Source organism: Trichodesmium erythraeum IMS101, assembly GCF_000014265.1.
In the GTDB taxonomy this organism is placed as follows: domain Bacteria; phylum Cyanobacteriota; class Cyanobacteriia; order Cyanobacteriales; family Microcoleaceae; genus Trichodesmium; species Trichodesmium erythraeum.
The window spans coordinates 7527921-7553392 of the sequence record NC_008312.1 but is presented as its reverse complement, the minus strand read 5'-3'; the positions used below and the strand labels follow the sequence as shown (position 1 = coordinate 7553392).

Below are 25472 nucleotides of genomic sequence, written 5' to 3'. Positions count from 1 at the left end.
GCAGATCAAGACTTCTTTGTCTTATTTAGTAAGTGAACCTATTAACTTGTAGCACCTTCTATGTATTCCGCAATGAAAGCTTTTACTTTAGGTAGCTCTTCTAGCAATAGTTCTTTTATAGGGTGGAATTCGGTGCCATCATAATATTTAGAGACAGTACCAGGTCCTTCCGGGGTCTTACCATGGTCAGCTTGGAGAGATTTACGCCACAACTCTGCATGTCCTTGCCATTCATCAACATCCACTAATTCAGGCGCATTAAACCACAGATTCCAGGTAAGGATATTACCATTTTTAAGCATATTTCCAGATGCTAAATTGAAGATATCCAAGATGAACCGATTAAATCGGTCAACTTCTTCCTGGCCAGTTTCTATGAGCTCTCCAATTTGCACTTCAATATGACCCAAAGCCCATGCTATCCCTTCGTGTTTGGCAAATTCAGGAATTGGGAATCTGGTACTTGATCCTTGAGCAATTTTGAATGTTGGTTGACCGGGATCATTAGGTACATGTGTTTTTACTTGAATCGCATTATCTTTGTTGAGTGGGAAACTCAAGTTCTTGCGTTCAAAATAACCTTTTAATCTTTGTACAAAACTATTATCTTTACCACTTGGACCAAACCAAATTTTCCCAACAACCCCCATGTCTGCAGCCAACTCCCTAGTCTCCTCATTAACCCATCCTCTATTTCCAGTCACGGTCACCTCAACATTAAAAGAGCCAAGTGTAGGAGAAGAATATCCTTGTTGTGGGCATATAATAGAATAAATTCTTCCATCATTGGTATATCCTAATCTAGAAATATCAGGAGCAAACATCCGATAACAACGTTTTCCATCCTCTTGATCTGGTTCAGTTTTCCAACTAAACTCAGGCCAAAGAATTTTTTGCCCGCGCTCAAGTTTTCCAATGTTGTCCATGTTATCTAGAATAGGCAAAGAACTAAGATCAGGACTTGGATAAGCAAAAGCTGGGTTAGATTGCTCAAATCCTCCAACCCATCCATCCACGGCAACTTCTTTGACTTCTTCGCGCAATAGATCCCCAGACAAATCCACTTCTAGATTGATAGCCGGAGTGCTTTCAGAAGCATTCTTAATAACATTATTCTCTGTATTCAGCAATTCATGTCCTGCATCCTTAACAATAAAATACAAATCCGGATTTCTATCCAATACTTTAAAGAATCTAAATTGAGAGGCATCAAAACTAAGCTTGAATACACCCTCTTTGTCAGTGACAGCAATTCCCAGGAAATCATCCAATCCTGGATCTTTGTCATAAACGAATACACGGAGATCGACAACTCCCTTTTTCGTCTTTTTGTCTATAATTTTCCCTTCTACCATGTAAGTAGTAGAAATACTAGTAGAAATGGTAATAGCTTTGTTCATAGATGTTAATCGGTATTGATAAAAAAATTAGCCTACTCTATTAAACTTCTTCAACTTGAACTTTTCTGAATCAGAACAAGTAGTAAAAAATTTTAACTTCATCAGGAAAATACAATAATAAGCATTAAACATCAAAAATATTAAGATTTATTTCATACTTTATAAAATTAAGTCAATGACTCATCCCGGAGGGCAGGAATCTAACCTACATAATTGCCCTTAGTTATCCCTAGTTTTTAGGACGGGCCAACTTACTTATGAGCTCGTTGAGCCAAACAAACCGAATTCATTTTACCCAACCTACAAATTCGACAAATTCAGATTATTATTTATTGCCGTACAATTTTGAGCTTCAACAATAACTTTCATTGGATAATAATCAGCAATTAACTTATTTGCCTCCTCCATAACTTTAACATCTGGAACAAAAGTTGACTTCTCCACAAATTCCTCAAAATTAATTAGAGTTTTAATACGTCGATAAGATTGAAATGCCACAGTGGGAAAAAAAGAAAATTTCCCGGGCAAAACACACAAATAATTACTATTAGGATTTGACTCTATCCAATAACTATAACGCCGTTTTTGTTCTTCCTGACTAATAAACTCTGTTTTGACACACTCATAACTAAAGAGATTTCGACTGTAAAGTTGATCTTTACCAAAATATTGTTCTGCAGAATCCAAAATTGGCTCAATATCTACTTCAAATTCTTCATTTATCAGGTCATCATTAGTATAACTTGAATCAGCTAAAAGAGAATAAACAAACTTTTCCGCCCCTATCTCACAATTATGCACAAAATGATTAAAATGAAACTTTTTCTTAGTAGACATCCGCACAAAATTAGTATCACTTAAAGCAGGTTGAGCTACCACCATAGCACTACGACTACGTTTAAGCTTTGCCCGTATTTGTAAATCAGATAAAAACGATTCAAAACCCTTTCCCACAGTAAAAACAAATAATTTTGCTTTTAAACGTTTAGAAAAACCATTTTCTCTGTGGCATAAAATACTTTTAATTTTAACTTTACCATAGCTATCTATGAGCAATTTATCAACAGTAACCCCGGTCTCAAATGTCACCCCTCGCTCCATAGCACTAGCCACTAAAGTTGTCATTATCCCAGTAGTATTCATGGAACAATCCAAAGTTTTAATAACTTCATAATTAGACTTTTTTAGACCATAATAATGATCAAACCTACGACAAAGATTATCTATACTTTCTGTTGAAGAGCGCAAAGAACAATTTAATCCTTCATAACCTTCAATTTGACCATAAATTGGTGCTAAACAACAGCCATTTTGAAGCCAATTATGTTGTTGACCATAAGCATTTTCTAATCTTCCTAAAACTCGGTTACGCTGAATTTCTAAATATACTGAGTCGCTTTTGAGACCAGAGAGACTAATTTCCGGAGAATTTTTGTTAGGATGAATTAAATATACAGGTCTATCATAAAACCAACCCTTAGAATTAGGGATAACTGCGGGAGTAAAAAAATTAGGTTTTGTTTCTGTGATATCAATATTACATTGTTCTGAAAAATAGGAACTATATAAATTGATTAAATCTTCTAGACTATTCACACAATTAATAAAAGTTTGAGCATCATCATGTCCTGAATAAAGTGCCCCAGTATGAAACCAACCTTCTAATTTACCCGAAGCAAATGTTCCTAATTGTGGGGCACTATCTAATACCTTGATGGAAAGACGACTATGACGAGCCAGAAATTCGGCAATAGAAATTCCAGCAATTCCACCACCGATGATAACTACATCGACATATTCAATTTGAGAAGCTTGGATTTTTGTCATTAATTGTGGATAGGAACTAGAGATTAACTTATAACTCACCCAGTCCTCTAACTCTTTTCCTGAGAGGGAATAGGGGTAGTTAGGATGACTATGAACACAGGGGAAGAATATTACCTCACCTCAAAACTGCGGTTAGGTTTTACTCAGGTAAATAATCCTGTATTATTGCGTCAGCCAAACATTGAGAGTACTTCAACTAAAGCTTTTCCCACTCGTTCAGCATCTTCTTCTGTCATACCAGAAGTTAAAGGCGGGCAAATATGATTCGGACACCAACGTTCGGCGTAAGGAAAACTCTGACCTTCACAAATACCTTGAAAAACTGGTTGCTGATGACAAGGTATTTCATAAACTGTTCCACCTAAATATATTTCTTTCTCTGCCATAGCCTTTTTTACCTCTTGAGGGTTTTTTCCTTCTGGTAAATGAACAATTAATTTATAATTACTAGCTACATCCATTTTTTCTGTAGACACAAAAGATATACCAGCTTCTTTTAAAGGTGCTGTAATTAACTCATAAGCTTGCTGCCGTTTTTGCAACATTTCTGGTAACTTTGCTAAATGGATCCTACCTAGGAGAGCATTCATTTCCGTGATCCGCGTACTATTCCCAAAATCTGTATGTAAACCACCAAAATTCATTCCTTGCTTTCCTTGGTTTCTGAGCGATCGCGCGATATAATCTTCCTCCTCATTATTGAGAGTTATCATTCCTCCTTCACAGGTTGTCATAACTTTGGTCGGGAAAAATGAAAAAGCAGCACCGTCTCCCAAATTCCCAGCATTGACACCATTTATTTTGCTACCATGAGCATGGGCAGTATCTTCAAGAACAAACAACCCTTGCTGATGACAATATTCTACTATTTGGGGAAACTCAGGAGAAATTACACCTCCAATATGAACCCACAATACACCAGAAATTTTCTCTGAAAGATTTTTACCTTTTTCTACTGCCTCTTTTACCATTTCTAAGGAAGGTGCAAATGTTTTTTCATCCATATCCAAGTATTGCACCTTTCCTTGAGCCCGAATTACCGACGCAATAGTGGCAAAGTTAGTATTGGTAGGAACTAAAACAGTTGTTCCCTCTACTTTTTTTAAGCGTAAGATAATTTCTAGTCCAGAAGAACCACTATTCACAGCGATCGCGTACTTTGTCCCTACATACTCAGCAAATGCTTTTTCAAATTCTGTAGTATGTTTCCCCAAAATCAGTTGCCCAGACTTTAAAATTTTCTCTGATTCTAATAAGAAATATTGAATTTCATTATTTGAAATATCAAAATAAAATGGCTTAATTTGTTGATTTACTTTCATAATCTTTATTTAATATTGAATATTTATTAATATCCCGAATTAAAAAAATCGAAATATTTAACACGAAGTTTAACATTTTAAGTAACTAATTTTAAGTAACCACCGTAAATCATAACCCAATTTTGTACTACCCAAGTCATCTCAAGATATGATATAAATTGAGAAATAAATGATTTGTAAAAATCACTCATAACAATTTTTTTATTTAAGCAATAACAAAAGTATACTATAAAAGCTTGAAGTATTAATTAAAATACACTTTTGATCATAATTATTAATATTATATTAGATCAATTTCATTAAGTTAGGTAAAACTTGTAGATATTACTTATAAACTTGATAACTCATGTCTGAAGTTATGTGTAGCTTAACCTTAGTAAATTGCTCTTAAGCACCTACACAAAATTATTTGCACAAAAAATATTTACACAGTAAAGAGTTCTGTTTTACTGAATGTGTAATTTATTATGTTCATCTTTATTTATATAAGATATTTAAGAGAAAGAAACTGAACATATTTCAATTTCTCTTCTATTTCCTAATTCCCTACTCCTTTGCTGACGGGAACCATTTTTCCATGATCGACCAATTTGTATTTAACACCCCTCCATACCACTGTACGCTTAGTCAACGCCAAAAACCAAAATATTAAACCGAAAGTGTCACGTAAAGGTAATAAGTAAAGACTTTGAAAACCTTCTACATCTTTCAACTCTTTTAAAGTTATCCCAGCGCTGAAAAGTCGTAAAGCCAAAGTAAACCCTAATACTCCTAATCCGAGTAAATCCCCCATTCTCACTATAGCGAACAAAATAGCAAAAGGTACTGCCCGGATTAATATAGTTGCAATAAAAGGCCAGGGACGTGCCAAATATGTATTCTGATCCCAATAGACTTGATGAGTCCACCACTCTTGCCAATTCTTTAAGTCTACAGTCACATCAATAGTATATGGCAAAAGCACCATTTTTTTTCCAGAAGTCCATACCCTCCGTCCTAATTCATAATCTTCTACAAGATAATCTGCCAGACTCTCAAGGCCACCCAGTTCTTGTAATGTGCTGCGACTTATAGCGATCGAGGGTCCCAAACAAGCATTGGATGCTCCCGTGACTGCTGCGAATATAACACTAGGAATAAAGTCAGCATTTATTGTTAACAATTCCATCTTCTCAAACCATCTATAAGCACTTTTGACTTTAAAGAGAGTGCAGACAGCTCCCACATTAGGATTTGATAAAGGAGATATGATATTTTTGATATAGTCAGGTTTAAGATTAGTATCACTATCGCTAATAATAATAATCTGATGACGTGCTTGTGCTATTGCACCAAGTAAGTTATTAACCTTGCCATTAGCTCCTGCTTGTTTATTGTCAATAACAACGGAAATTTTCTGGTTGTCTACTTCTGCTTGAAGCTCGTCAAGAATAGGGAGAGCTGAATCTTGAGGGTCTTGAATAGAATAAATTACTTGATACTCTGGCCAATCTTGAATAGTAATAGTATGCAGATTTGACTTCAGGTTTTTTTCGATCCCCCGTATTGGTTTAAGTACAGTTACAGGAGGCTGAAATTTTTCTGTGGCATTTATTTCTGTAGTGGTTTTTCTGAAAAAATTTCTAATTGTCCAGACACTTAAGATTAAATATATACACCCACTAATGATGGGTATGAGGCAAATTATTTGAAGTATTTCTACAAGGGTTGGCATTAATTGATTTTGGCTTTAATTTTTTCCATTTAAGTATAGTTATATAGTGCTGAATTAGCAATTGGATTTAATTTTTAGTGTTGTTGAAAAGGTTATAAGAATAAAGACTTAGTCATCTTAAGTATTTGTGGTTTAAGAATTTAGTAATTGCCAACTAATATAAATTATGCCCACTCATTAGCAACACCTAATTTTTCAATAAGGGTGAGCGATCGCTGCGGGCTAAAACATGAAATTAGTTTTCAGTCTCTCTACTTCAGAGCAATTCGGAAAACTGTAAATATAAAAGAATAAAAATCATTAATATGAAGTCAGTTTTTAGTATCTCAATTTCAGAGCAATTCAGGAAACTGTAAATATAAAAGAATAAAAATTCTTATATCTAAGAGAATTTGATTACCCTATATTGGGGTTTAAAGTTAATAAAAAATAAGGAAAAATACTTGATTAACTTGATTAAATTTACCACTTGTTTACATAAGACTATGATTAAAGATTTTGGCAATTATTAGAATACTATACTGAGAGGTTACTTAATTTTTCAGAAAATCCTGATATATGATCAGTTTAAGTTTTCCTCAACTTTCAAGAAGTAACAAGAAATTACTAAATTAATATTTGCTAACTTGATATTTTCCCAGTTAGGTCAGGAAAAAATGCCGAAAATTTAACATCTATAACTGTTACCAAAGTATCTATTACCACTTCCCTTCTGTCACTCTTAAACTTTTTTAGCAAGCCTGATTTTATTACTATTTTTATTTATCTTCAGATGATCAGGTTATCCAATAAAAATGGGAAAAAAATAGATAAGATTAGGTTTAATATTTAAAACCTTCCTTTACCAGAAAATACTACTACCAAAAATGTCAATAATTGCACCAAAACAATACTAGGACCTGAAGGCAAATTTAAAGTACCAGACAATACCATTCCTATCACCCCACTCATAGAACCAATGAGTGCAGAAACTCCTAAAAAAGGTACAAATTGATGACAAATTAATTTTGCTGTAGCTGCTGGAATTACCAAAAAAGCATTGACCAATAAAATACCAACTGCTCTAATTGTGAGAGCGATCGCCAAGGACAAAATAATTATAAATATATATTGATATCTCTCTACAGGAATTCCTTGAACTTGTGCTAATTCAGGGTTCAAAGTTAACAATATTTGTTTTTGTAAAGTTACTCCTAACCAACTCAAAGATACAACCAATAAAATCACCACAAAAGCTAAATCTAAATTGCTAATTGCTAGAATATCACCAAACAATATAGATAATAAATTACCACGATATCCAGGTACAAAATTAAACCCAATTGTACCCAATGCAACTGAACTTGCAATCACAATACTTAAAATAGTATCTCCGCCCAAATTAGTTTTTTGAATTAAATAATTTATCCCTAATCCAAATAATAGTAAAAAACCAATTAAAACCATCATTGTAGGTAACTGCAATAAAGCACCTATCACCACTGCTAAAAAGGCGGTATGACCTAAAGCATTTCCAAATAAAGATAACTGGCGTAAAATCACAAACCCACCGAGAAGACCTCCTAAAATTCCTAAAAGAATACCACCAATAATTGCTCGTTGCATAAAAGGCAAACTAAATAAACTTATCAATTCTGAAAAATTCATATTTATCAATTAATATAAAGCTGGTTTAGTATAAGTAATAATTTATCTATTAGCTGTCAGCTCTAGAAAATCATGTCTTAATGTTTAGGATAGAAGTACGAGGGAAGTAAATATAATAATAATTATGACTAAATTAATAAAGCTTTGCTCAGAGCAATTCCCATAACCTGTGAGGTATTTGCATTAATTTGTTGCGCAGGAGTAGAAAACTTGTATGCAACATCCGTAGGTCTTATAGGAATGTTTTTTTTGTTAAAACTGGGAAATTTACCTTGTAAGGAAATAGGCATCAGGGCAGTAGGAAGATGTCCGCGTCACATTTAGTTAGCGTTATAGTAATTTCACAAACAGAGAACATAAAAGAATAAAAAAAACTATACCTTAGTTACTTTAAAAAAACTATAAAACTAAAAGCAATAGTTGATAGTTGATAGTTGAATACTTAAGGTTATGAATTACCTATAGTTTTGTTTAAAAATCTTTCCTTTTGATGATGATGTAAATATCTAGTTAAATTGTCTCCATAAATATTACTCAAATTATCTTTATCTAAAGTAATATTAGGTTTACCACAACATAATAAACGACGATTCATACAAATAACTTGGTCACAATAAGAGCTTACCATATCCAAATCATGGGAAACTTGAAGAATAGAAAAACCATTTTCTGCTTGTAAATTTGCCAATAATTCTGCAAATTCGACTTCTCCATTTGGATCGACACCAGCCATCACTTCATCTAATATTAATAACTGGCGAGGTTGTACTAAACAATATGCTAATAAAGCCCGTTTTAACTCTCCTCCACTTAAATTTCCTATGAGCTGTTTACGATGATTTTGTAAGCCAACTTTTAACAAAGCTTTTTCTACAGATATCAGCTTTTCCTGGGACTTCATAAAACCTCTTTGAGGCCAACCCAAACTAACTAATTCAGTTACAGTTAAAGGAAAACTCCGGTCAAAAGTTAACTTCTGGGGAATATAACCAATTTTATGCCAATATTTTCCTAAATTTTTAATTTCTCTGCCAATAATTTCTACATAACCATACTCATAAGGAATTAAACCTAATATTGCTTGAATTAATGTACTTTTTCCAGCTCCATTAGGTCCAATTATTGCTGTATTACTGCCAGAAAAAATTTGAAATGAGACTGATTCTACCGCTTTATATTGGCCTATAATTACTGTCAAATTTTGTACAGTAATTACTGGTAGACTTTTGTTTCTTTCGACTAATTTCACTGACAAACTTCCTCTAAACTTTTTAAATTATTTCTCATGGCAGTGAAATAATGTTCTGGGTCTAACAAACCACTATTTATTGGATCTAATTTTTTAATTGGTAAGCCAATATCTTTAGCAATTTGTTGCATTCTACTATCATTAAATCCTATTTCCGCTAGTAAACCTTTTACTTGATATTTTTTAGCCGCCTCTATTACTCTTTGAATATCCCTAGGCTTAATATTGTCTTGTGGCAATTCTACAACTGCTATTTGTTGCAAATTATAGCGTTTTGCTAGATATGGATAGGCATCGTGAAAGACAATAAACTTGCATTCTTTGAAAGGTTTTAAACGAGTTTTAAACTCTTGGTCAAGTCGCTGTAATTTTTCCAGATAAATACTAGCATTTGCCTGATAAGTAGTTGCATTATTAGGGTTAGCTTTTATTAAACCATCGCGAATATTCTTGACTTGTTGCTGTGCTAAAACTGGGTCTAACCAAACATGAGGGTTTCCCTCTTTGTGACTGTGGTCGTGGTCATGGTCATGGTCATGGTCATGGTCGTTATGGTTATCGTCATCTTCTTCCATGTCTATAGGTTCAATATTTTGGCTAGCATTAATTTTTTGTAGTTGAGAGTTACCAGTACTATCGACTAATTTCTCTAAAAATTCTTCTAAACCCAACCCATTTTTTACTAAAATATCTGCTTGTGCAATACTACGAGCATTTTCTGGTGTTCCCTGATATTCGTGGGGATCTGTTCCCGGAGGAATTAAGATTTCTATCTCTTCAGTTTCTCCGGCGACTCCTTTGGTAAAGATATATATTGGCAAGAAAGTTGCAATTATTTTAATTCCATTTCTATTTTGAGCTACCTTGCCAATACTTATGGCTGAAGCATTTATGCTCAGTGCTATTGTTAATAATAATGAACTACCGATCCACTTAAATTTTCTAAGCATTTCTTTATTATTTTATGATTTTAAGAATGATAATGATTATCATTCTTTTCTTAGTTAAAATAACAAAAAAGCTTTAAAAAGTCAATAATCTATTCAAAATCTAAATAAATAAAGCCTTTATTAGTCATCAGTTTTTTTTATCTTTAATCAGATTTTGCTCATTTGATCTGGTGTTCAATCTATAAACGTTCTTAAATACACTTTATTGAACAAAAAATCATGCATAAAACTAAGTTAAACCATTAAATATTATTAATATTAAAATTAGTTGAAAAATGCCAGCTTGATATTATATTCCTATTTTTAGTGCTCAAGAAAATGACAATATAGTGTACTAATGTGAATGTTGATAAGAAAGGCGTGCACTGTTAACCAAATAATGTAAAGTTTCATTCTTTTTAGTTATGTACTATAACAGGAGTTCCCACGGATGCCCAGTCAAATAGCCATTTAGCGTGATTGACTGCTACATTTGTGCAACCGTGACTAACTGGAGTCCCGAACATATTATGCCAGTAAGCACCATGAATTGCCATTCCTGCATCATAATACATAGTATAGGGAACATCAGGCACATCGTAACCTGGCCCAGTCATTCTAGTGGTGGGATATTTTGTTTGTATTTGAAAAGTGCCAAGACGCGTAGGAGTTGATGCTTTACCTGTAGAAACTATGACAGCATAAACGGCTTCATTTCCTTCCCAAGCTATTAATCTTTGGGTCGATAAATCAATTGATATCCAACGTTCATTTGATTGTTGTAACTCTAACATTCTTGTCGCAATTATATTTGTCCATTTACTAGCTAAAGCTGGTATTGACCAGGATAAAAAAACCGTAATAATTAGGGCTGTACTAGCAAATATTTTAACTATTTGATCTAATTTTTTAGAATTATAAGACTTATTTAAATCAACAAATAAGCTAATTGTTTCATCCTGATTATTGCCTTTAAAATCACGATTTTTAGTTGAGAAGCTTAGTCTATTATTCAGATTTAAAATCAGTATTTTTTTCATGTTTATATCTCACTAAAAAAAAGAAAAATTATGATCTGACTTTGATTTATAGCATCAACAAAAAAGTTCTATAACTATAATAAATTTAAAATTATTTATTCCTATTTTTTTCACTTTAGCTGATAGCTAAATCTTGAAAAATAGAGATAATTTTAATTTATTTACCAGACTAATTGTTTTCTGAAATTTGTTTAACTATAAGCTGAGTTTGTTGAGTTATCGCTTGCCAATTTTGAGTAATTATTAATTTTTTTGGAAATAGTTTTCCTGATAAACCTACAGCAATTGCACCTACTTTAATAAATTCTAGAGCGTTTTCTAAAGTAACTCCACCAGTAGGAATTAAAGGAATTTCTCCTAAAGGTCCTTGCAAACTTTTAATATAATTTACTCCTCCAGCTGCGGAAATAGGAAATATTTTAACACAATTAGCCCCTGCTTGCCAAGCGTTAACTATTTCTGTAGGAGAGAGAGCGCCAGGAATTATAGGAACTGCTGCTATTTTTGCTGTTTGAATCATAATAGGATTAATATGTGGGGTAAAGACAAACTGACAACCAATCTTAAGTGCTTTTTGTAAGTCTTCTAAGGTTAATAGTGTACCTGTACCAATGATACAATTTGGTAATTCGGAGCGTAATAAAGTAATTAGTTTTGCTGCTTGATGACTATTCCAAGTAATTTCTATTATCCGAATACCTCCAGCAGCAACGGCATTTGCCATGTGCCAAGCTTGCTGCATTTTTGATGCGCGGATAACAGCAATTATTCGATTTTCATGTAATGTGTTTAACCAATTATCTTGATCCATAGCTATTCACAAAGTAATGGGTAATAAGAAATAAAGACGATTGCAAATAAAATTATGCAGCTAATAATTAATCTTGATGATTATATAGGTTAGATTATGTGGAATAAGCAGATATAAAACTGATTAAAAAAATAGTATTTAGTTGAGATATAAAAAATTAGCTGCAGTTGAGGAGCGACGAGTTTCAATTCCCAGCCTGGACTCAACTTAGTAATAATTTCTATAGATGAATACTAACTTTTTGTGAAACTTCAGTTATTAAATAATTAATACAAAGAGGATAATCTTTTTTTATAATAGACCCTCGTTAAGTTTATGTGATAAATGTTGTACAGGCATTATATATAATGTCTCTCCCCATACTCAAAAGCCTTAGTTAAAAGTTTTGGATAAATAATATAAAAGGGTAGAAATATCCTCATAAAAATAGCGACTTTCATGAAAAAAATTCCTTTATTGATTTTTCCATTTTGTTTTGCAATTACAGAAAAATTTTTAGCTTTAATTGGTGTAAAAAAGATAAAGTTTAGTTTTTAATTATATTTTTTTAGTACTAAGTAATTCTTGGTATTTTAATGCTCCAATTGTCTCCAAATAGCTAATCCTCCTCCTCTGCCCCTAGCAGCAATAAATTTTTCTTTAATCAAAAAATAGGCAAAAAATGCTTGCTTGGCTACAGTTTCCTTGAGAAATTTATTTTCAGTTTCTTTACCCCCTCGAATATATCCAGAATATAGTTTTATGCCGAAGAGTTTGACTGTAATTTTTGTAAAATCAAAAGCCAGAATATTTTTTCGATCTATAAATTTTGTCAGCCCAGAAAGAGATAATTTTAAAACAGCAAATTCTACAGTATTTTCTACCATACCTATTTTGACTTGTTGGGGTATTTCAGAAGTATTGAGAGGAGAAGAATAGGAGAGTTTAATTTTTACCCAATTGGGAATGTAACGTCCTTTTCCTAAGATAGCACCCACTTTTTGTCTAGTTTTTTTAGTCCCAGTAATAAAACATAATTGCCAATGACCAGATAACTGGTCAAGTTGATACTTTTGCTTCTCTTTTTTTGACTGTTTTTCAATTTCAAGAAGTGCTGATATAACGGAATCTGGAGATGGTTTGTTAGGGGAATTTTTGACAATTGAGTTTGCTACTGTTTCTATTGTTAATAAATTTTCCATGATATTGTTTAAACTATAGCAATCCTAAGTAGGTTGCGGCAAAATTTCATACTGAAAAAGTTTTGGGAAATTGAATATTTGACCATCCGCAAAAAACTTAAATAGCCACTTAACTACTTTAAAAGAACTGCAAAGATGATAAAAAGTAATACTGAAATTTTTGGTTTGTAACCAAATATCTTCAACAGGATTTTGCTCCGGAGCATTGGGAGCAAATCTTGTACAATTTATCAACAATTCTTCTTCTGATAAGTATTGATTAATTGTCATTAAATATTCTCGAAATTCTTGAGAGTTATGGTAAGTTGCCCCATCCCAAAATATTGCCAATTTGTTGCCCGGTCTTTGCTTCTGCAAATATTTAATAAATTCAATAGTATTTTTAGTATTTCCACTCTCATATTCTTGCACAAGAAATTCCTTGGTTTTATAGTCTAAAGCTCCATAATAAGTCTGTCTTTCTTTTTCATTTTTAATTGCAATTTCTATTCTTTCATCTGTTTTTCCCCAAGCATAACCTAATATGTCTCCCCATAGAAGATGACATTCATCAATCATAAACACTGTAAGCTTTCCAGTTTCTATTTCTGGTTGCCATTTAGCTAAAAATTCCTGTATTTCTTTTCTTTTAACTTCTACTAATTCATCATTTTTAGCAGGATTCTTTTTTTGAGTTTTTTTCCAACTTATGCCCGCTTCTTTAAACAAGTTATAGTAACTTTGATTAGACTCAAAAACCACATCATATTGCTCCTGTAAGTAGTTTTTTAAATCTGATAACCTAAGATAATCTTGTGCTCTCAACCACTCAATTGTTTTCTCTTTTTCGACCGTTTTTAAGTAACCTTGTCTCCCTTGATACTGAAGCCTTAAACTTTCTACACCATGAAATAATGCTTGGTTTTTCCATTCACTAATAAAACTGTGAGAAACATTTAATAATTCTTTGACTTCATGGTAGGATTTTCCTGACAAGGTCATTTTTACGGCCAAGGCCCTTTTAATTTCTTTAGACTCTTTTGTTTGATTAATAAAATCATTTAGTTTATCTATAATATTCATTTTTTGTCTTTTTCTTAGATCTGTTATTCTTACTATTATATCTGTTGCGACCAATATGGGATTGCTATATATGGCTAACTAAAGTTAATATTTAAGTAGGTTTTATAGAGAGATAGAAGTCTGTTCTGCTTTCGCGAATGTTCTTCTAATTTGATATTTATGGCGTTAGGTGGACAGCCTTGCTGGTTAACTACTTAGGTTTCTATTAATGATAACTCGCTGATTAAATATCAAAGCATTGATTGATATTTACTTTAGCTTTTTGAGGTGGAAAAAAGTGCGTTGAAAAAAAGTGTCTAGTTTTTACTCCTCAGAGTTCACAGAGGAATACTTAACTCTTTATCGCCGTCCTTAAACTACAAAAACTATATTTATTATATGTTTATAAATCTAAATTATCTACCATGTTTTTATGCGTCTAATAATATTCTAAATTATCACCAACCTAAATCACGAATATTTTCACGGAAGCAAATTCAAAAGTTATCAAGATTTTTTTTCGGCAAATTATGATTGATAAAATTCAAATATTTGATAGAGAATAGTGTTGAATTTAACTAACATTTAAATACTTACATCTCAATTATCTTTCAGTTAAAATTCTAAATTATCACCAACCTAAATCACGAATATTTTCACGGAAGCAAATTTAAAAGTTATCGAGATTTTTTTTAGGCAAATATGATTGATAAAATTCAAATATTTGATAGAGAATAGTGTTGAATTTAACTAACATTTAAATACTTACATCTCAATTATCTTTCAGTTAAAATTCTAAATTATCACCAACCTAAATCACGAATATTTTCACAGAAGCAAATTTAAAAGTTATTGAGATTTTTTTTCGGCAGATATGATTGATAAAATTCAAATATTTGATAGAGAATAGTGTTGAATTTAACTAACATTTAAATACTTACATCTCAATTATCTTTCAGTTTTTGCACATACCCCCACAAACTATAATCACGAGCTAACCAACCATAAAAAAAAGCCATCTGACTTGCATCTTCTTGTACCCTTTTATAACGATAAATAATCCTTTCATTAATAATTTGCAGTGCAGTATTTCGATTATTTCCCTTTACCAATGCTTTCTTAGTCTTAGGATCAAATATACCTGTTTGTGGTAAACCTAAGGCTTGTTGTAGAAAAGTTATTGAGTTGTTAATACCAAAATTAACAGCAGTATCAAACATAACTACAGCAAGAGAGGGATGCATTGTAGCTGACCTACTATTATCCCAATAATCTTGATAAATTTCTATGAGTTCAGCATCAGATATTTGAGTAATATCTAATCGTGGTAAACCCCTTCGCCGTCGGTAGGCATTATATTCAGTTTGTAAGATTCCTTTGTAAGTTCTACCACCTTTATCTGCTGGATGATTACTAAATCCACCTTCAAAGTATAGAGTAAAAGATAGAGCAGTTTCAAATAATTTTTTTTCGTAGTTTTTTTCAGTTCTAGCTAGTGCAGGAATTTTATTATTAATACTAATAGGCATTCCCACTGCCAAAATGAATGAAATAATTGCCAAAATTATTTGGGGTTTAAATTTAATTTTTAGTTGTGGTTGATTAAATTTTTTCCAAATCATTGAAATGTTCCTTATTTATAAATATTTAGCTCTCAACTATTAGTTAATTCACTAATCAAATGTCATAATATTTTATCTAATAGGGTTTTGTTCCTAAGGCTAGGGGAAAAAAGGCATGCCCTAGGTTTTTTTCACAAATCATTTAGGATGATTATATTACTTTATAGTGTAGTCTTTATTTTGATAAATTATTTGGGGGTATGAGGAATAGGGGAATAAAAAAAATATTTACCCTTGGATATTTGATAAACTCTACTAAGCTGTTAAATATGATAAATTTAAAATTTTAATTAGTACAAAAAAATTATTCAATGAATACTCTCCCCAGTTTTTCGATATCGCAAACTCCAAATTTTGAGACTTTAATACAACAGGCAGAACTTTACTATACTCAAGGACAATTTTCAGAGGCTATGGGTTGTTGTCGTCAGGTTTTAACTTTACAACCAAATTGGGCCCCTGCTTATGTGACTCTGGCAAATATTCTGCAAGCCCAAGGTAAAGTCTCTGAAGCAATTAGTGTATATTATCGGGCCATAGAATTTAATCCTGATTTATCTCAAGCTTATATTAATTTGGGAACTATGTTTTATCGCCAGGGAAAATTAGAAGAAGCTATAGCTAATTACTATAAGGCTATTCAACTACAACCAGAGATGGCTGCTGCTTATTGGAATTTGGCTAAGGTTTGGGAGCATCTGGGAAAGTCAGATCAGGCGATCGCTTCCCAACAAAAAGCATTAGAATTAAATCCAAGTTTAGGTGGGGTAGAGTTTAATTTAAGTGAAGGATATAGGTTAGCTAAGGAGGGTAAATTAGAGGAAGCTATTGCTGTTTGGCAAATGGCTATTAAACTCAAGCCAAATTTAGCAGAAGCTTATGGTCAAATTGGAATGATTTTGAGAAATAAAGGTAAGTTTTCTGAAGCTCTTCAAAATCTGAAAAAAGCTATTGAAATTCAACCTAACTACGCTACAGCTCATCAACATTTATGTGGCATTCTTAGAGATGGTAATAATTATAAAGTTGCAAGAGAAGCAGTGAATAAATATTATCAAGAATGTCAGGAAATGGATCCAATTATGACCGGGATATATATGATTAGCACTTATCAAGTATCTGGGTTAAATGAAATTGCTAAAGATAGATTTTTTGAGTTGGAGACTAAGATTATAGAAAATATAAATTTTGTGAAAAATTCAGTAGAAATAAAGTCTTTATATTGCAATTTTTTATTCAGTATTCCTTACTTAAGAGATGATATTAAAGCAAATTCTAATGTCTACAGGTTAGTATCCAAAGCTTATACTAAATTAGTTCTTAAACTTAAGTATGATCATTATCAACAATTATCAACTTTTGAGTTTATTCAAGGTCAAAAATTAAAAATTGGGTTGATCTCAAGTCATTTTTGTAGGCATTCTGTAGGTTGGTGTAGTCTTGATATAATTCGAGAGTTAGGAAATCTGAATACAGAAATATATTTGTATTCAACGGAACATTTAAAAATAGATGACCAAACTCATAAATTTAGTCAAGCTGCCATTAAATTATATGTGCCGAAAAAATATCCTGAGGGAATAGCAGATGCCAAAGAAATTATTGAGGAAATTCAGCAAGACAAAGTAGATATATTGATAGACTTAGACTCTCTAAGTTTACCAATTAATACAGAGATATTTTATCATCAACCAGCACCTATTTGTATTTCTTGGTTAGGGTTTGATGCTCCTTATATATCTTCAGATAATTATTTTCTCTGCGACTGGAATACTCACCCTCAAGATAGAGATAAATACTATGTAGAAAAATTGGTGAGAATGAAAGATTCATTTGTGGCAGTTTCTGGTTTTGAAAGAATAGAAACAAGTAAAACTACTTTAAGAAAATCTCAGAGAATAGGTTTGGATCAAATAGTTTATCTCTGTTTAGCATCGGGGAGGAAGTTTAACCGAGATTTAGTTAATGGGCAAGTTGCTATTTTGAAGCAAGTTCCTAATAGTATCTTAGTTCATAAAGCATTGGGAGATATAGAAGTATTTCAATCTGCTTATCATGAAGCTTGTAAAGCTGAGGGAGTGAGCATTCATCGGGTTAAATTTATGCCAATATTTTCTACAGAAGAAGAACATAGAAGTATTTACTCTTTAGCAGATATTTTGCTTGATTCTTACCCTTATAATGGTGGTACTCATACTTTAGAAGCTTTGTGGTTTAACTTGCCAGTGGTTACTTATGCTGGAGAACAATTTTTATCTAGAATGGGTTATTCTTTTTTAGAAAGTTTAGATATTAAATTAGGTGTATCATGGTCATGGGAAGAATATATTAATTGGGGTGTAAAATTAGGTCAAGATTATAATTTACGACAAGAATATATTGATAGTTTAGTTAAGTCTAAGAGCCCAGAAAATTTAGCGCCTTTGTGGAACCCAAAAAAATTTGCTCAAGATATGTATGGGGCGATAGAAAAATTATTGATTAATGGCGAAAATGGGAGAAATAAAACTTCTAGTTCTAAGGGAATAAACAAGAAAAATTCTGATTTTAAGCCACTTGCTTAACCAGGATATACTGATAATTGATTACTTAGATGACAGTAATTTTTGAAACACATTTAGGGATGATAAAAAATTATTTAATAGGATTAAATATTTAGGGTACAGATATTAGAAATTTCCAAGAATCAAAAATCAAATCCATGTTCCTACTATTATTGATGAATTATTTCCTGCTATTGGCTCTTGAAGGTTGCATATAACGTTTTTACTTAATCCGTATTTTCTAGAGATGTCTATTGATAATTTAAAGAGTAATAAATGTTTGTAAAAAAACCTATTCCACTGAAGATTTAGTAAAAATTTTAAGATATTAGTATAACTTTTAACTTTTGAGTTTTGACTTCTATAAAATAGTTAAAAATTATTAATACTTCCTTGTCAGAAAACTTTGACTAATGACTATACTCAAAATACCTATATTTGCTCCCGATAGTAAATTTATTAGACTATGGGAAATATTAATTGTATTTATTACTGTTTATAATGCTTTTCTGATACCATTTAGAATTTCTTTTGAAAAAAGATTTTATGGCATCTGGATTTTATTAGATCTAATCGGAGACGTTATTCTAATCGCGGATATATTTCTTCGTTTCCATTTAGGTTACTTTGAGCATGGAGAATATGTTGAAGATAAAAAAAAGATAGCTCAACGTTACTTTTATAAACTTTTAAGAAGACATTTAATAGCTAGTTTTCCTGGAGATTTAATTGCACGAATTTTGCTACCAAATTCACTATTTATTATTGGGTTGTGTAGATGCCCTCGTTTATTACGCTTACCTCAGTTTTATCGAATTTTTAATAGATGGGAAACTAATATTAATATTGAGCCTACCTTAATTAGAATGTGTAAGTTAATAATATTTATTGCTTTAATTACTCATTGGGTAGCTTGTGGATGGTTTCTAATTGGTAGTTGGGAAAGTAATTTTGGAGAGTCTTGGTTAATTAATAAGTCCTTAAAATCAGTTGGTACAAGAACCCAATATATTAACTGTCTTTATTGGGCAATTACTACTTTAACTACTGTTGGGTATGGAGATATTACACCCACTACAGAAATCGAAATAATATTCACATTAATGGTAATGTTTTTAGGGATATCTATGTATGCTTATACTATTGGTAATGTATCTTCATTAATTTCTAACTTAGATGCAGCTCAAGCCAGATATAGAGAAAAGTTACACCAAATTAAAACCTATATGCGGGAAAACAAAATATCTCCGAAATTACAAAAAAAAATTAGAGACTACTATCAATATAAATGGATTGAAAATCGGGATATTAGAGATTATTATATAGTTGAAGAATTACCTCATCCTCTGAAAACTAAACTAGCACTGCAATTGCATAAAGAGGTAATTGAAAAAGTGCCTATTTTTCAAGGCTCAACTTCACATTTTGTAGAAGAAATAGTAATAGCATTAAAACCAGAAATAGTACCACCTAATGAATATATAATTCGTGAAGGTAATTTGGGAAATGAAATGTATTTTATTAAGCGTGGGTTAGTACAAGTTTTCTCAGAAAAAACTGGTTCTATATATAGAACTATGGAGGCAGGTACATTTTTTGGAGAAATTTCTCTAGTATATGAAAAACGACGTACTGCATCAATTATCACATTAACTTACTGTGAATTATTTATTTTATACAAAAATGATTTTAAAAAAGTATTAGAACATTATCCAGATTTTGCAGCTCATGTTAAAAAAATAGCTAAAGAACGTTATAAACTTGAAAATAAAGAATAACTATGCAACCATCAAAAAAAAGAACAATTAAGTATATTAAACAACCTACTTCTCAAATTTGGATAGACCAAGCGATCGCTAATTTAGATATTATATTATTAGATCATTCCCACTGTGAACGAAAGGCAGCCGGAGTAGCTTTAAATTTAATGTTTCGTTATCCTTCTAGTGCTAAACTTATCAAAATGTTAACAGCTATTGCCCGTGAAGAACTAGAACATTTTGAAAAAGTAAACCAGTGGTTAGAACGTCGTAATATTCCATTAGCTCCCTTAAATGCTTCTCCTTATGGAGCAGCTTTAAATAGTCAAGTTCGGCGGAATGAGCCAGAAAGAATGTTAGATTTATTATTAGTTTATTGTTTAATTGAAGCTCGTAGTCACGAACGTTTAGGCTTACTTGCTGATTATTGCAATGACTCTGAATTAGCAAAATTTTATAGTAGTTTAATGGCATCTGAAGCTAGACATTATGGAGTCTATTGGATTTTAGCTACAACTTATTTTAAACAGAAAACTGTAGAGAAAAGATTAGAGGAGTTAGCAATATTTGAAAGTGAGATACTAAGTAATTTACATCCAGAACCACGAATTCATAGTTAATAAATTAAGTCTTCAGGGATTAGCAATTAGCATTTAGTATTCAGGAGCCTAAATGAATTAGTAATTTTTTTGAAACTAGGAATATTTTCATTCTGAATTATGATTGCTATAGAACTACGAACTAGTTAAAATTTAAAAGTAATCTATGAGTTATTTTTGAGTACCTAAATTCTCTGCAAATGTGATTTCTTAGTGTGGATATCATAATTTATTTACCCTATAATTACTAATATTTATTATAAATATATTCATGCATTGAATATATATATAAGTATATAAGTATATAAAACTGAGCTACTAATTACTGATAAATGCATTTCATCAATATATGAAAAAATAATTGTTAATTATAAATTGGTAACTAAATGACCGTAAAATAGCAAGACATATTATAGATTATGTCGTTACAAAATACAATCTAAGCTTAGTTAAAATCCTAGAGCAAGATATTTGATAATTAGACATTTTTATTCAAATAGAGAAGGATAATTTTGGGTGATATAAAGAGCAAGAAAAAATACAATAAAAATAGCATTAACTGCTGCATATTATCTAATTTAACTAGGTGATAAAGCCCTCACAATTAGACAAATGTACTTATGATAATAAATTATATTTCAAGGATTAATAAAAATCTGATTAAAATAATTAGAAAAAAAATTGCTAAATATAAATTTCAATAAATTTTGATAGAAATATCAAGAGTCTTGCAAAAAGCTGTTAAATTATATCAAAGTAATGGTTATAAGTTAATAACTGGTCTCATAATAATATATGGGTTACAATGGCGTTTACAAGAAAGTTTTAGACTAGATATTAGGTTGTAGGTTTTAATTTGTATGGACTTGTGTTGAAATAACCATGACCAGGACTCACATATCCAAACAAAAAAAACTGGGTTTATTATTGTTTTTTGGAGTAATAGAAAATTTCGTCTCATAACCTAGCTTCTATATAGGTCCTACTGAAATTTTTTTTTCTGACTTCTGACTTCTAATTTCCAACTTATGGCTTCTGATTATGGATGTACGTTATTTAATTCCTTTTTTTGACCCTAAAGTCCAAACATGGGCAATAGAAGCGAGATTATTACGATGGTTAACATTTCTTTGGTTATCTATGGGTTTAGTAATACTATTTTCCGCTTCATATGCGAATGCTGCAACAGAATACGGAGATAGTCTATACTTCTTTAAACGCCAATTAATATGGATTTTAGCAGGAATGCTAGTATTCAATGTAGTTGTATATAGCCCCTTGTATCGAATATTACAAAGTGCCAAAGTTGGTGTAATTCTGATACTGAGTTTGCTACTTCTGACCTTGATACCAGGAATAGGGACCACTATTAATGGAGCGACTCGCTGGATATCTTTAGGTTCAGTCATTATTCAACCTTCTGAACTAATCAAACCTTTCCTGGTACTACAAGCTGCCTATTTATTTAGTAGATGGAATTATCTAACTTGGTTAGTGAGAATAAGTTGGTTATCTATTTTCTCTTTGGTACTAGGATCTATTCTATTACAACCAAACTTGAGTACCACAGCTTTATGTGGTATAATAATATGGTTTATTGCCTTTGCTGCTGGACTACCTTACTTTTATCTTGGAGGTATTGCTGTAGCTGGATTTCTTTTAGCTACTATTAGTGTCAGTATTAATGATTATCAAAGAAGCCGAGTTCTTTCTTTTACAAATCCTTGGGTAGATCCAATGGGTGATGGGTATCAGCTGGTTCAGAGTTTACTAGCAATTGCTTCTGGAGATATTTGGGGACGTGGTTTTGGGTTATCTCAACAAAAGTTACATTTTCTCCCTATTCCCTATAGCGACTTTATATTTTCTGTATATGCTGAGGAATTTGGTTTTGTAGGAGCTTTAGTATTATTGATCTTGTTAGTTGTCTACAGTGTTATTGCTCTAAAAGTTGCTTTCAAAGCTAGACTGATGGAACATCAACTTGTAGCCATTGGGGTTATGGTAGCTTTAGTAGGACAGTCTTTACTAAATATAGGTGTTGCTACTGGTGTACTACCAACTACGGGTTTGCCGTTACCAATGTTTAGTTATGGTGGTAGTTCAATGATTAGTAGTTTGCTTTTAGCTGGATTATTAGTTAGGGTTGCTAGAGAAGAAAATCAGGCAGAAGTTCTAATATTAAAAGAACGTCGTTTACGACGCCGGCGCTCTGTACCATAAATTTTTTCCATTTTTTTTTAGGGTGAAGATAGCAGCAAATTAATTCCCCTGAGATGAATTCCCGTCTTCTTTAGAAAAGAAGCATCCGGCTCAAAGCCAGGGATCATGTATGGAGCACATCCTGATTATGTATGCACTTTTTTTGTACTGAAATACTGACACTACCACAGCATAACTATAACTTTTAGGAGTGTTCAGATTGGATACAGTAACAGTAAAACAAAAAAGAGCATTGTTATTAACACAGGGGAAAGATTTCACCTTACCTCAAAACTGTGGTTAAAATTTTCTAGACTTCAGAATTCTACATTTTTGCATAAGTGCAATGCCGAGAGTCTGTCAATTTTGGTAGTTGGTAGTTAATATTAATGTTACTATCAAATCTAAACAAGTCTGATGAATTTGAAAAGAGAGATTTTTTCAAAATTAGATAATGATTTTTATCTGTACTCAGCCACTCCTGCTATTTTAATTTTCCTAAGAGTCTGGTGATAGTTACTCGTGTTGTACCAATTGCAGCAGCAATATCTTGATGGATCAAGTGAATATTTAGCCGAGTACCATTAGGCACAGATTGACCAAATTCTTGCTTTAACAACAATAGAGTTCTTGGGAAATAACTTAGGGAGCGCGAACAATAAAAATCAAACTAATCAATTTTGAGAGCGTGATTTTATTATTTATGCTGCCATCAGTTACAGGTTCCATAGTCCAGTTGCTGTTAACATTAATTTGTCTCAAAATCATACTTATAATTACGGTAAATCTGATTAACAGCCCCATAGCCCTTGATACCCGCAAAGGCGTTTTCACATATCACCCGCTTATTGACTTAATGTCCGATTTTCAAGGCGTTGCTGTTGCTATTAATTCTCCCCCTTTTGGTTTCTTATGGGGTATGTGGATATTTTTATACTGCTGTTGAATACCTTGAAACCCACTCATAACTTCAATTAGTATCTCCCCTGGTATATTTCCTATCAACTTTTCTTCCTCATGTAATTTCTTCCTCATGTAATTTTCCAACTCGATCTTGGCTCAATACCAGCACTTGTTTGTTTTGGTCTACTGCTGCTAGGTGTTTACAGGTATTACGCTTTTTTTTCCTGAATAATTCAGTTTTGGTTTTTCTGAGTCATTGGGTCGTTGCGCCGTCTGTGCCATCCATTACTACTCGTTCTACTCAAGGAAAACATTCTATAAATGCTTGGAAACTGTTGATTTGGCGTTCTGGTAGTGCTTTTTTTTCTCCCAAGGTTGCTTCTAATATAGGCTGTAAGCGATGAGCCCAATAATGTGCCTGGCTACGGTCCATGTCAAACAGAATACTAGCCAAATCAAAGGTGGGATAACTTTTCAAGTAGAAGAGGATATAAAATCATTTGTCTTCAACGGTGGGTAAACGAGCCAAAAGGCCTACTCCAACAGAGCGTTGACGAGGTTTGTTCCTCAATATTTGCTCATATATTTGAGTAAAGGTTAAGAGTAAGAATTGAAATGCTTTACGATTTAATTGGTGTTAATGCTCTGAGTAACCTATCCTGTTTTAAGGCCCGTTTTATATTTAGCATTTCTCAGCACCAATTTCTTCTTAACTTAATTTAACCTTATTTCCCAACAACTCTAATGTGGTATAATTAAAACGTAAAAAACCAATAACTTATCCCAATAGCCAAGTTATTGATAAAATTATTGCTTCTATCTGTTTGATTTTTTTGTCAGTTTATTAACAAGCATATTACCTGATGTATCTGGAAAAATTGCAAACAAAATAACAACTATATAAACCAAGAACTACAATCTGAGAACATATATGTTAACCTATCAACGCAAACCTATAAGTCTATCACTGATATCAACAGACTTACCAATTTGGTCTATAGTTAAAACTTCAGCTACTCTTTATCACAAAGACCGGGATAAATTCCATATATTATTGCATGAACCTGCAATTACGGATACAAAAGTATCATATACAGACGAATTACCAATATTGCCAACTGCTGCTAAACCCAGACTTTTGTGGTTAGAAGTTTCTCTGTCTAGAATTATTATGACTATGCAAGGAAACGGTAAATATAGTTACCGCCATGTTTGGCAAACAGGAGTATACGGCATCTGTCGTTATTGGCTTCAAGATGATTCATTAAATTTACATCATCAGTTGCAACTACGTAACTTTACCCGTAACTTACAAGTTCTGGGTAAACCAATTCCTGATTATTTGCGCCTAGAATATGAACTATGGTCTCAACAGTTACGGATGGGACATTATGTACTAGAGCTGGAAATTCATCAATAGAGTTGTTGGGAAATAGGGTAAAATGATTCAAAAATGAATTGACTAGAAAAATGCTAAATTAGAAAAGTGCTAAATATAGAACGAGTCTTAAAACAAGATAAATTATTCAGGGCATTAACACCCATTAAACCCTCAAGTATTTGAATCTTTGTTAAATTCTTTTAATCAAATGTATGAGCAAACATTACTGAAAAAAACTCGTCAACGTTCTATAAGAGAAAGCTATAAGGCTTATTTACACACTAGTAAAGATAAATTATTC

Annotated in this window: 21 protein-coding genes; 5 read left to right on the top strand and 16 right to left on the bottom strand. The window is 32.1% G+C overall.

Annotated features, from left to right (window positions below; genetic code table 11):
* Positions 1-41 precede the first annotated feature (41 nt).
* The 13 genes from TERY_RS23890 to TERY_RS23835 form a co-directional block, all read right to left on the bottom strand.
* Positions 42-1400, bottom strand: a complete 1359-nt coding sequence (locus tag TERY_RS23890; RefSeq protein ID WP_011614165.1) for a hypothetical protein — start codon at positions 1398-1400, stop codon at positions 42-44.
* 300 nt (positions 1401-1700) lie between these two features.
* A complete protein-coding gene (locus tag TERY_RS23885) occupies positions 1701-3266 on the bottom strand; it encodes an FAD-dependent oxidoreductase (protein ID WP_011614164.1) in 1566 nt (521 codons plus the stop codon).
* A gap of 131 nt (positions 3267-3397) precedes the next feature.
* Positions 3398-4549: a DegT/DnrJ/EryC1/StrS family aminotransferase gene (locus TERY_RS23880; protein WP_011614163.1), complete on the bottom strand. Its 1152-nt coding sequence runs from the start codon at positions 4547-4549 to the stop codon at positions 3398-3400.
* A 538-nt stretch (positions 4550-5087) separates the two neighbouring features.
* A complete protein-coding gene (locus TERY_RS23875) occupies positions 5088-6263 on the bottom strand; it encodes a glycosyltransferase (RefSeq protein WP_011614162.1) in 1176 nt (391 codons plus the stop codon).
* Between the two features lie 828 nt (positions 6264-7091).
* A complete protein-coding gene (locus tag TERY_RS23870; RefSeq protein WP_011614161.1) occupies positions 7092-7910 on the bottom strand; it encodes a metal ABC transporter permease in 819 nt (272 codons plus the stop codon).
* 128 nt (positions 7911-8038) lie between these two features.
* Complete coding sequence (locus TERY_RS35660) at positions 8039-8200, bottom strand: hypothetical protein (RefSeq protein WP_196797166.1); 162 nt, start codon at positions 8198-8200, stop codon at positions 8039-8041.
* Between the two features lie 158 nt (positions 8201-8358).
* On the bottom strand, positions 8359-9159 hold the full coding sequence (locus tag TERY_RS23865; protein WP_011614160.1) for an ATP-binding cassette domain-containing protein: 801 nt from the start codon (positions 9157-9159) through the stop codon (positions 8359-8361).
* Positions 9156-10109, bottom strand: coding sequence for a metal ABC transporter solute-binding protein, Zn/Mn family (locus TERY_RS23860; protein WP_011614159.1), 954 nt, complete (start codon positions 10107-10109; stop codon positions 9156-9158). The genes TERY_RS23865 and TERY_RS23860 overlap by 4 nt, the downstream gene beginning before the upstream one ends.
* 398 nt (positions 10110-10507) lie before the next feature.
* Complete coding sequence (locus TERY_RS37960) at positions 10508-11128, bottom strand: L,D-transpeptidase family protein (RefSeq protein ID WP_011614158.1); 621 nt, start codon at positions 11126-11128, stop codon at positions 10508-10510.
* A gap of 169 nt (positions 11129-11297) precedes the next feature.
* Positions 11298-11939 (bottom strand): bifunctional 4-hydroxy-2-oxoglutarate aldolase/2-dehydro-3-deoxy-phosphogluconate aldolase, encoded by a 642-nt coding sequence (locus TERY_RS23850; protein ID WP_011614157.1) that lies wholly within the window; start codon positions 11937-11939, stop codon positions 11298-11300.
* 572 nt (positions 11940-12511) lie between these two features.
* A complete protein-coding gene (locus tag TERY_RS23845) occupies positions 12512-13120 on the bottom strand; it encodes a hypothetical protein (RefSeq protein ID WP_011614156.1) in 609 nt (202 codons plus the stop codon).
* A gap of 24 nt (positions 13121-13144) precedes the next feature.
* Positions 13145-14182, bottom strand: a complete 1038-nt coding sequence (locus TERY_RS23840; RefSeq protein ID WP_011610772.1) for an IS630 family transposase — start codon at positions 14180-14182, stop codon at positions 13145-13147.
* Between the two features lie 923 nt (positions 14183-15105).
* Positions 15106-15783 (bottom strand): glycosyl hydrolase 108 family protein, encoded by a 678-nt coding sequence (locus TERY_RS23835; RefSeq protein WP_011614155.1) that lies wholly within the window; start codon positions 15781-15783, stop codon positions 15106-15108.
* A 311-nt stretch (positions 15784-16094) separates the two neighbouring features.
* Here TERY_RS23835 and TERY_RS23830 point away from each other — a divergent pair, with 311 nt between their 5' ends.
* The 4 genes from TERY_RS23830 (at position 16095) to TERY_RS23815 (ending at position 22908) form a co-directional block, all read left to right on the top strand.
* Positions 16095-18347, top strand: a complete 2253-nt coding sequence (locus tag TERY_RS23830) for a tetratricopeptide repeat protein (RefSeq protein WP_011614154.1) — start codon at positions 16095-16097, stop codon at positions 18345-18347.
* A gap of 392 nt (positions 18348-18739) precedes the next feature.
* Positions 18740-20104: an ion transporter gene (locus TERY_RS23825; RefSeq protein ID WP_011614153.1), complete on the top strand. Its 1365-nt coding sequence runs from the start codon at positions 18740-18742 to the stop codon at positions 20102-20104.
* Positions 20105-20106: 2 nt separating this feature from the next.
* Positions 20107-20706, top strand: a complete 600-nt coding sequence (locus TERY_RS23820) for a tRNA isopentenyl-2-thiomethyl-A-37 hydroxylase MiaE (protein ID WP_011614152.1) — start codon at positions 20107-20109, stop codon at positions 20704-20706.
* Between the two features lie 1020 nt (positions 20707-21726).
* A complete protein-coding gene (locus TERY_RS23815; RefSeq protein WP_011614151.1) occupies positions 21727-22908 on the top strand; it encodes an FtsW/RodA/SpoVE family cell cycle protein in 1182 nt (393 codons plus the stop codon).
* Between the two features lie 463 nt (positions 22909-23371).
* Here TERY_RS23815 and TERY_RS37955 read toward each other — a convergent pair whose 3' ends face one another.
* The 3 genes from TERY_RS37955 to TERY_RS37945 form a co-directional block, all read right to left on the bottom strand.
* Entirely contained in the window at positions 23372-23506 is a 135-nt protein-coding gene (locus TERY_RS37955) for a helix-turn-helix domain-containing protein (protein ID WP_370496236.1), read from the bottom strand.
* A 248-nt stretch (positions 23507-23754) separates the two neighbouring features.
* Positions 23755-23922, bottom strand: coding sequence for a hypothetical protein (locus tag TERY_RS37950; protein WP_370496220.1), 168 nt, complete (start codon positions 23920-23922; stop codon positions 23755-23757).
* Positions 23923-24091: 169 nt separating this feature from the next.
* On the bottom strand, positions 24092-24223 hold the full coding sequence (locus tag TERY_RS37945) for a hypothetical protein (RefSeq protein WP_370496222.1): 132 nt from the start codon (positions 24221-24223) through the stop codon (positions 24092-24094).
* Between the two features lie 498 nt (positions 24224-24721).
* On the opposite strand from TERY_RS37945, the gene TERY_RS23805 reads away from it, so the two are divergent.
* Positions 24722-25210: a hypothetical protein gene (locus TERY_RS23805; protein WP_011614149.1), complete on the top strand. Its 489-nt coding sequence runs from the start codon at positions 24722-24724 to the stop codon at positions 25208-25210.
* Positions 25211-25472 lie beyond the last annotated feature (262 nt).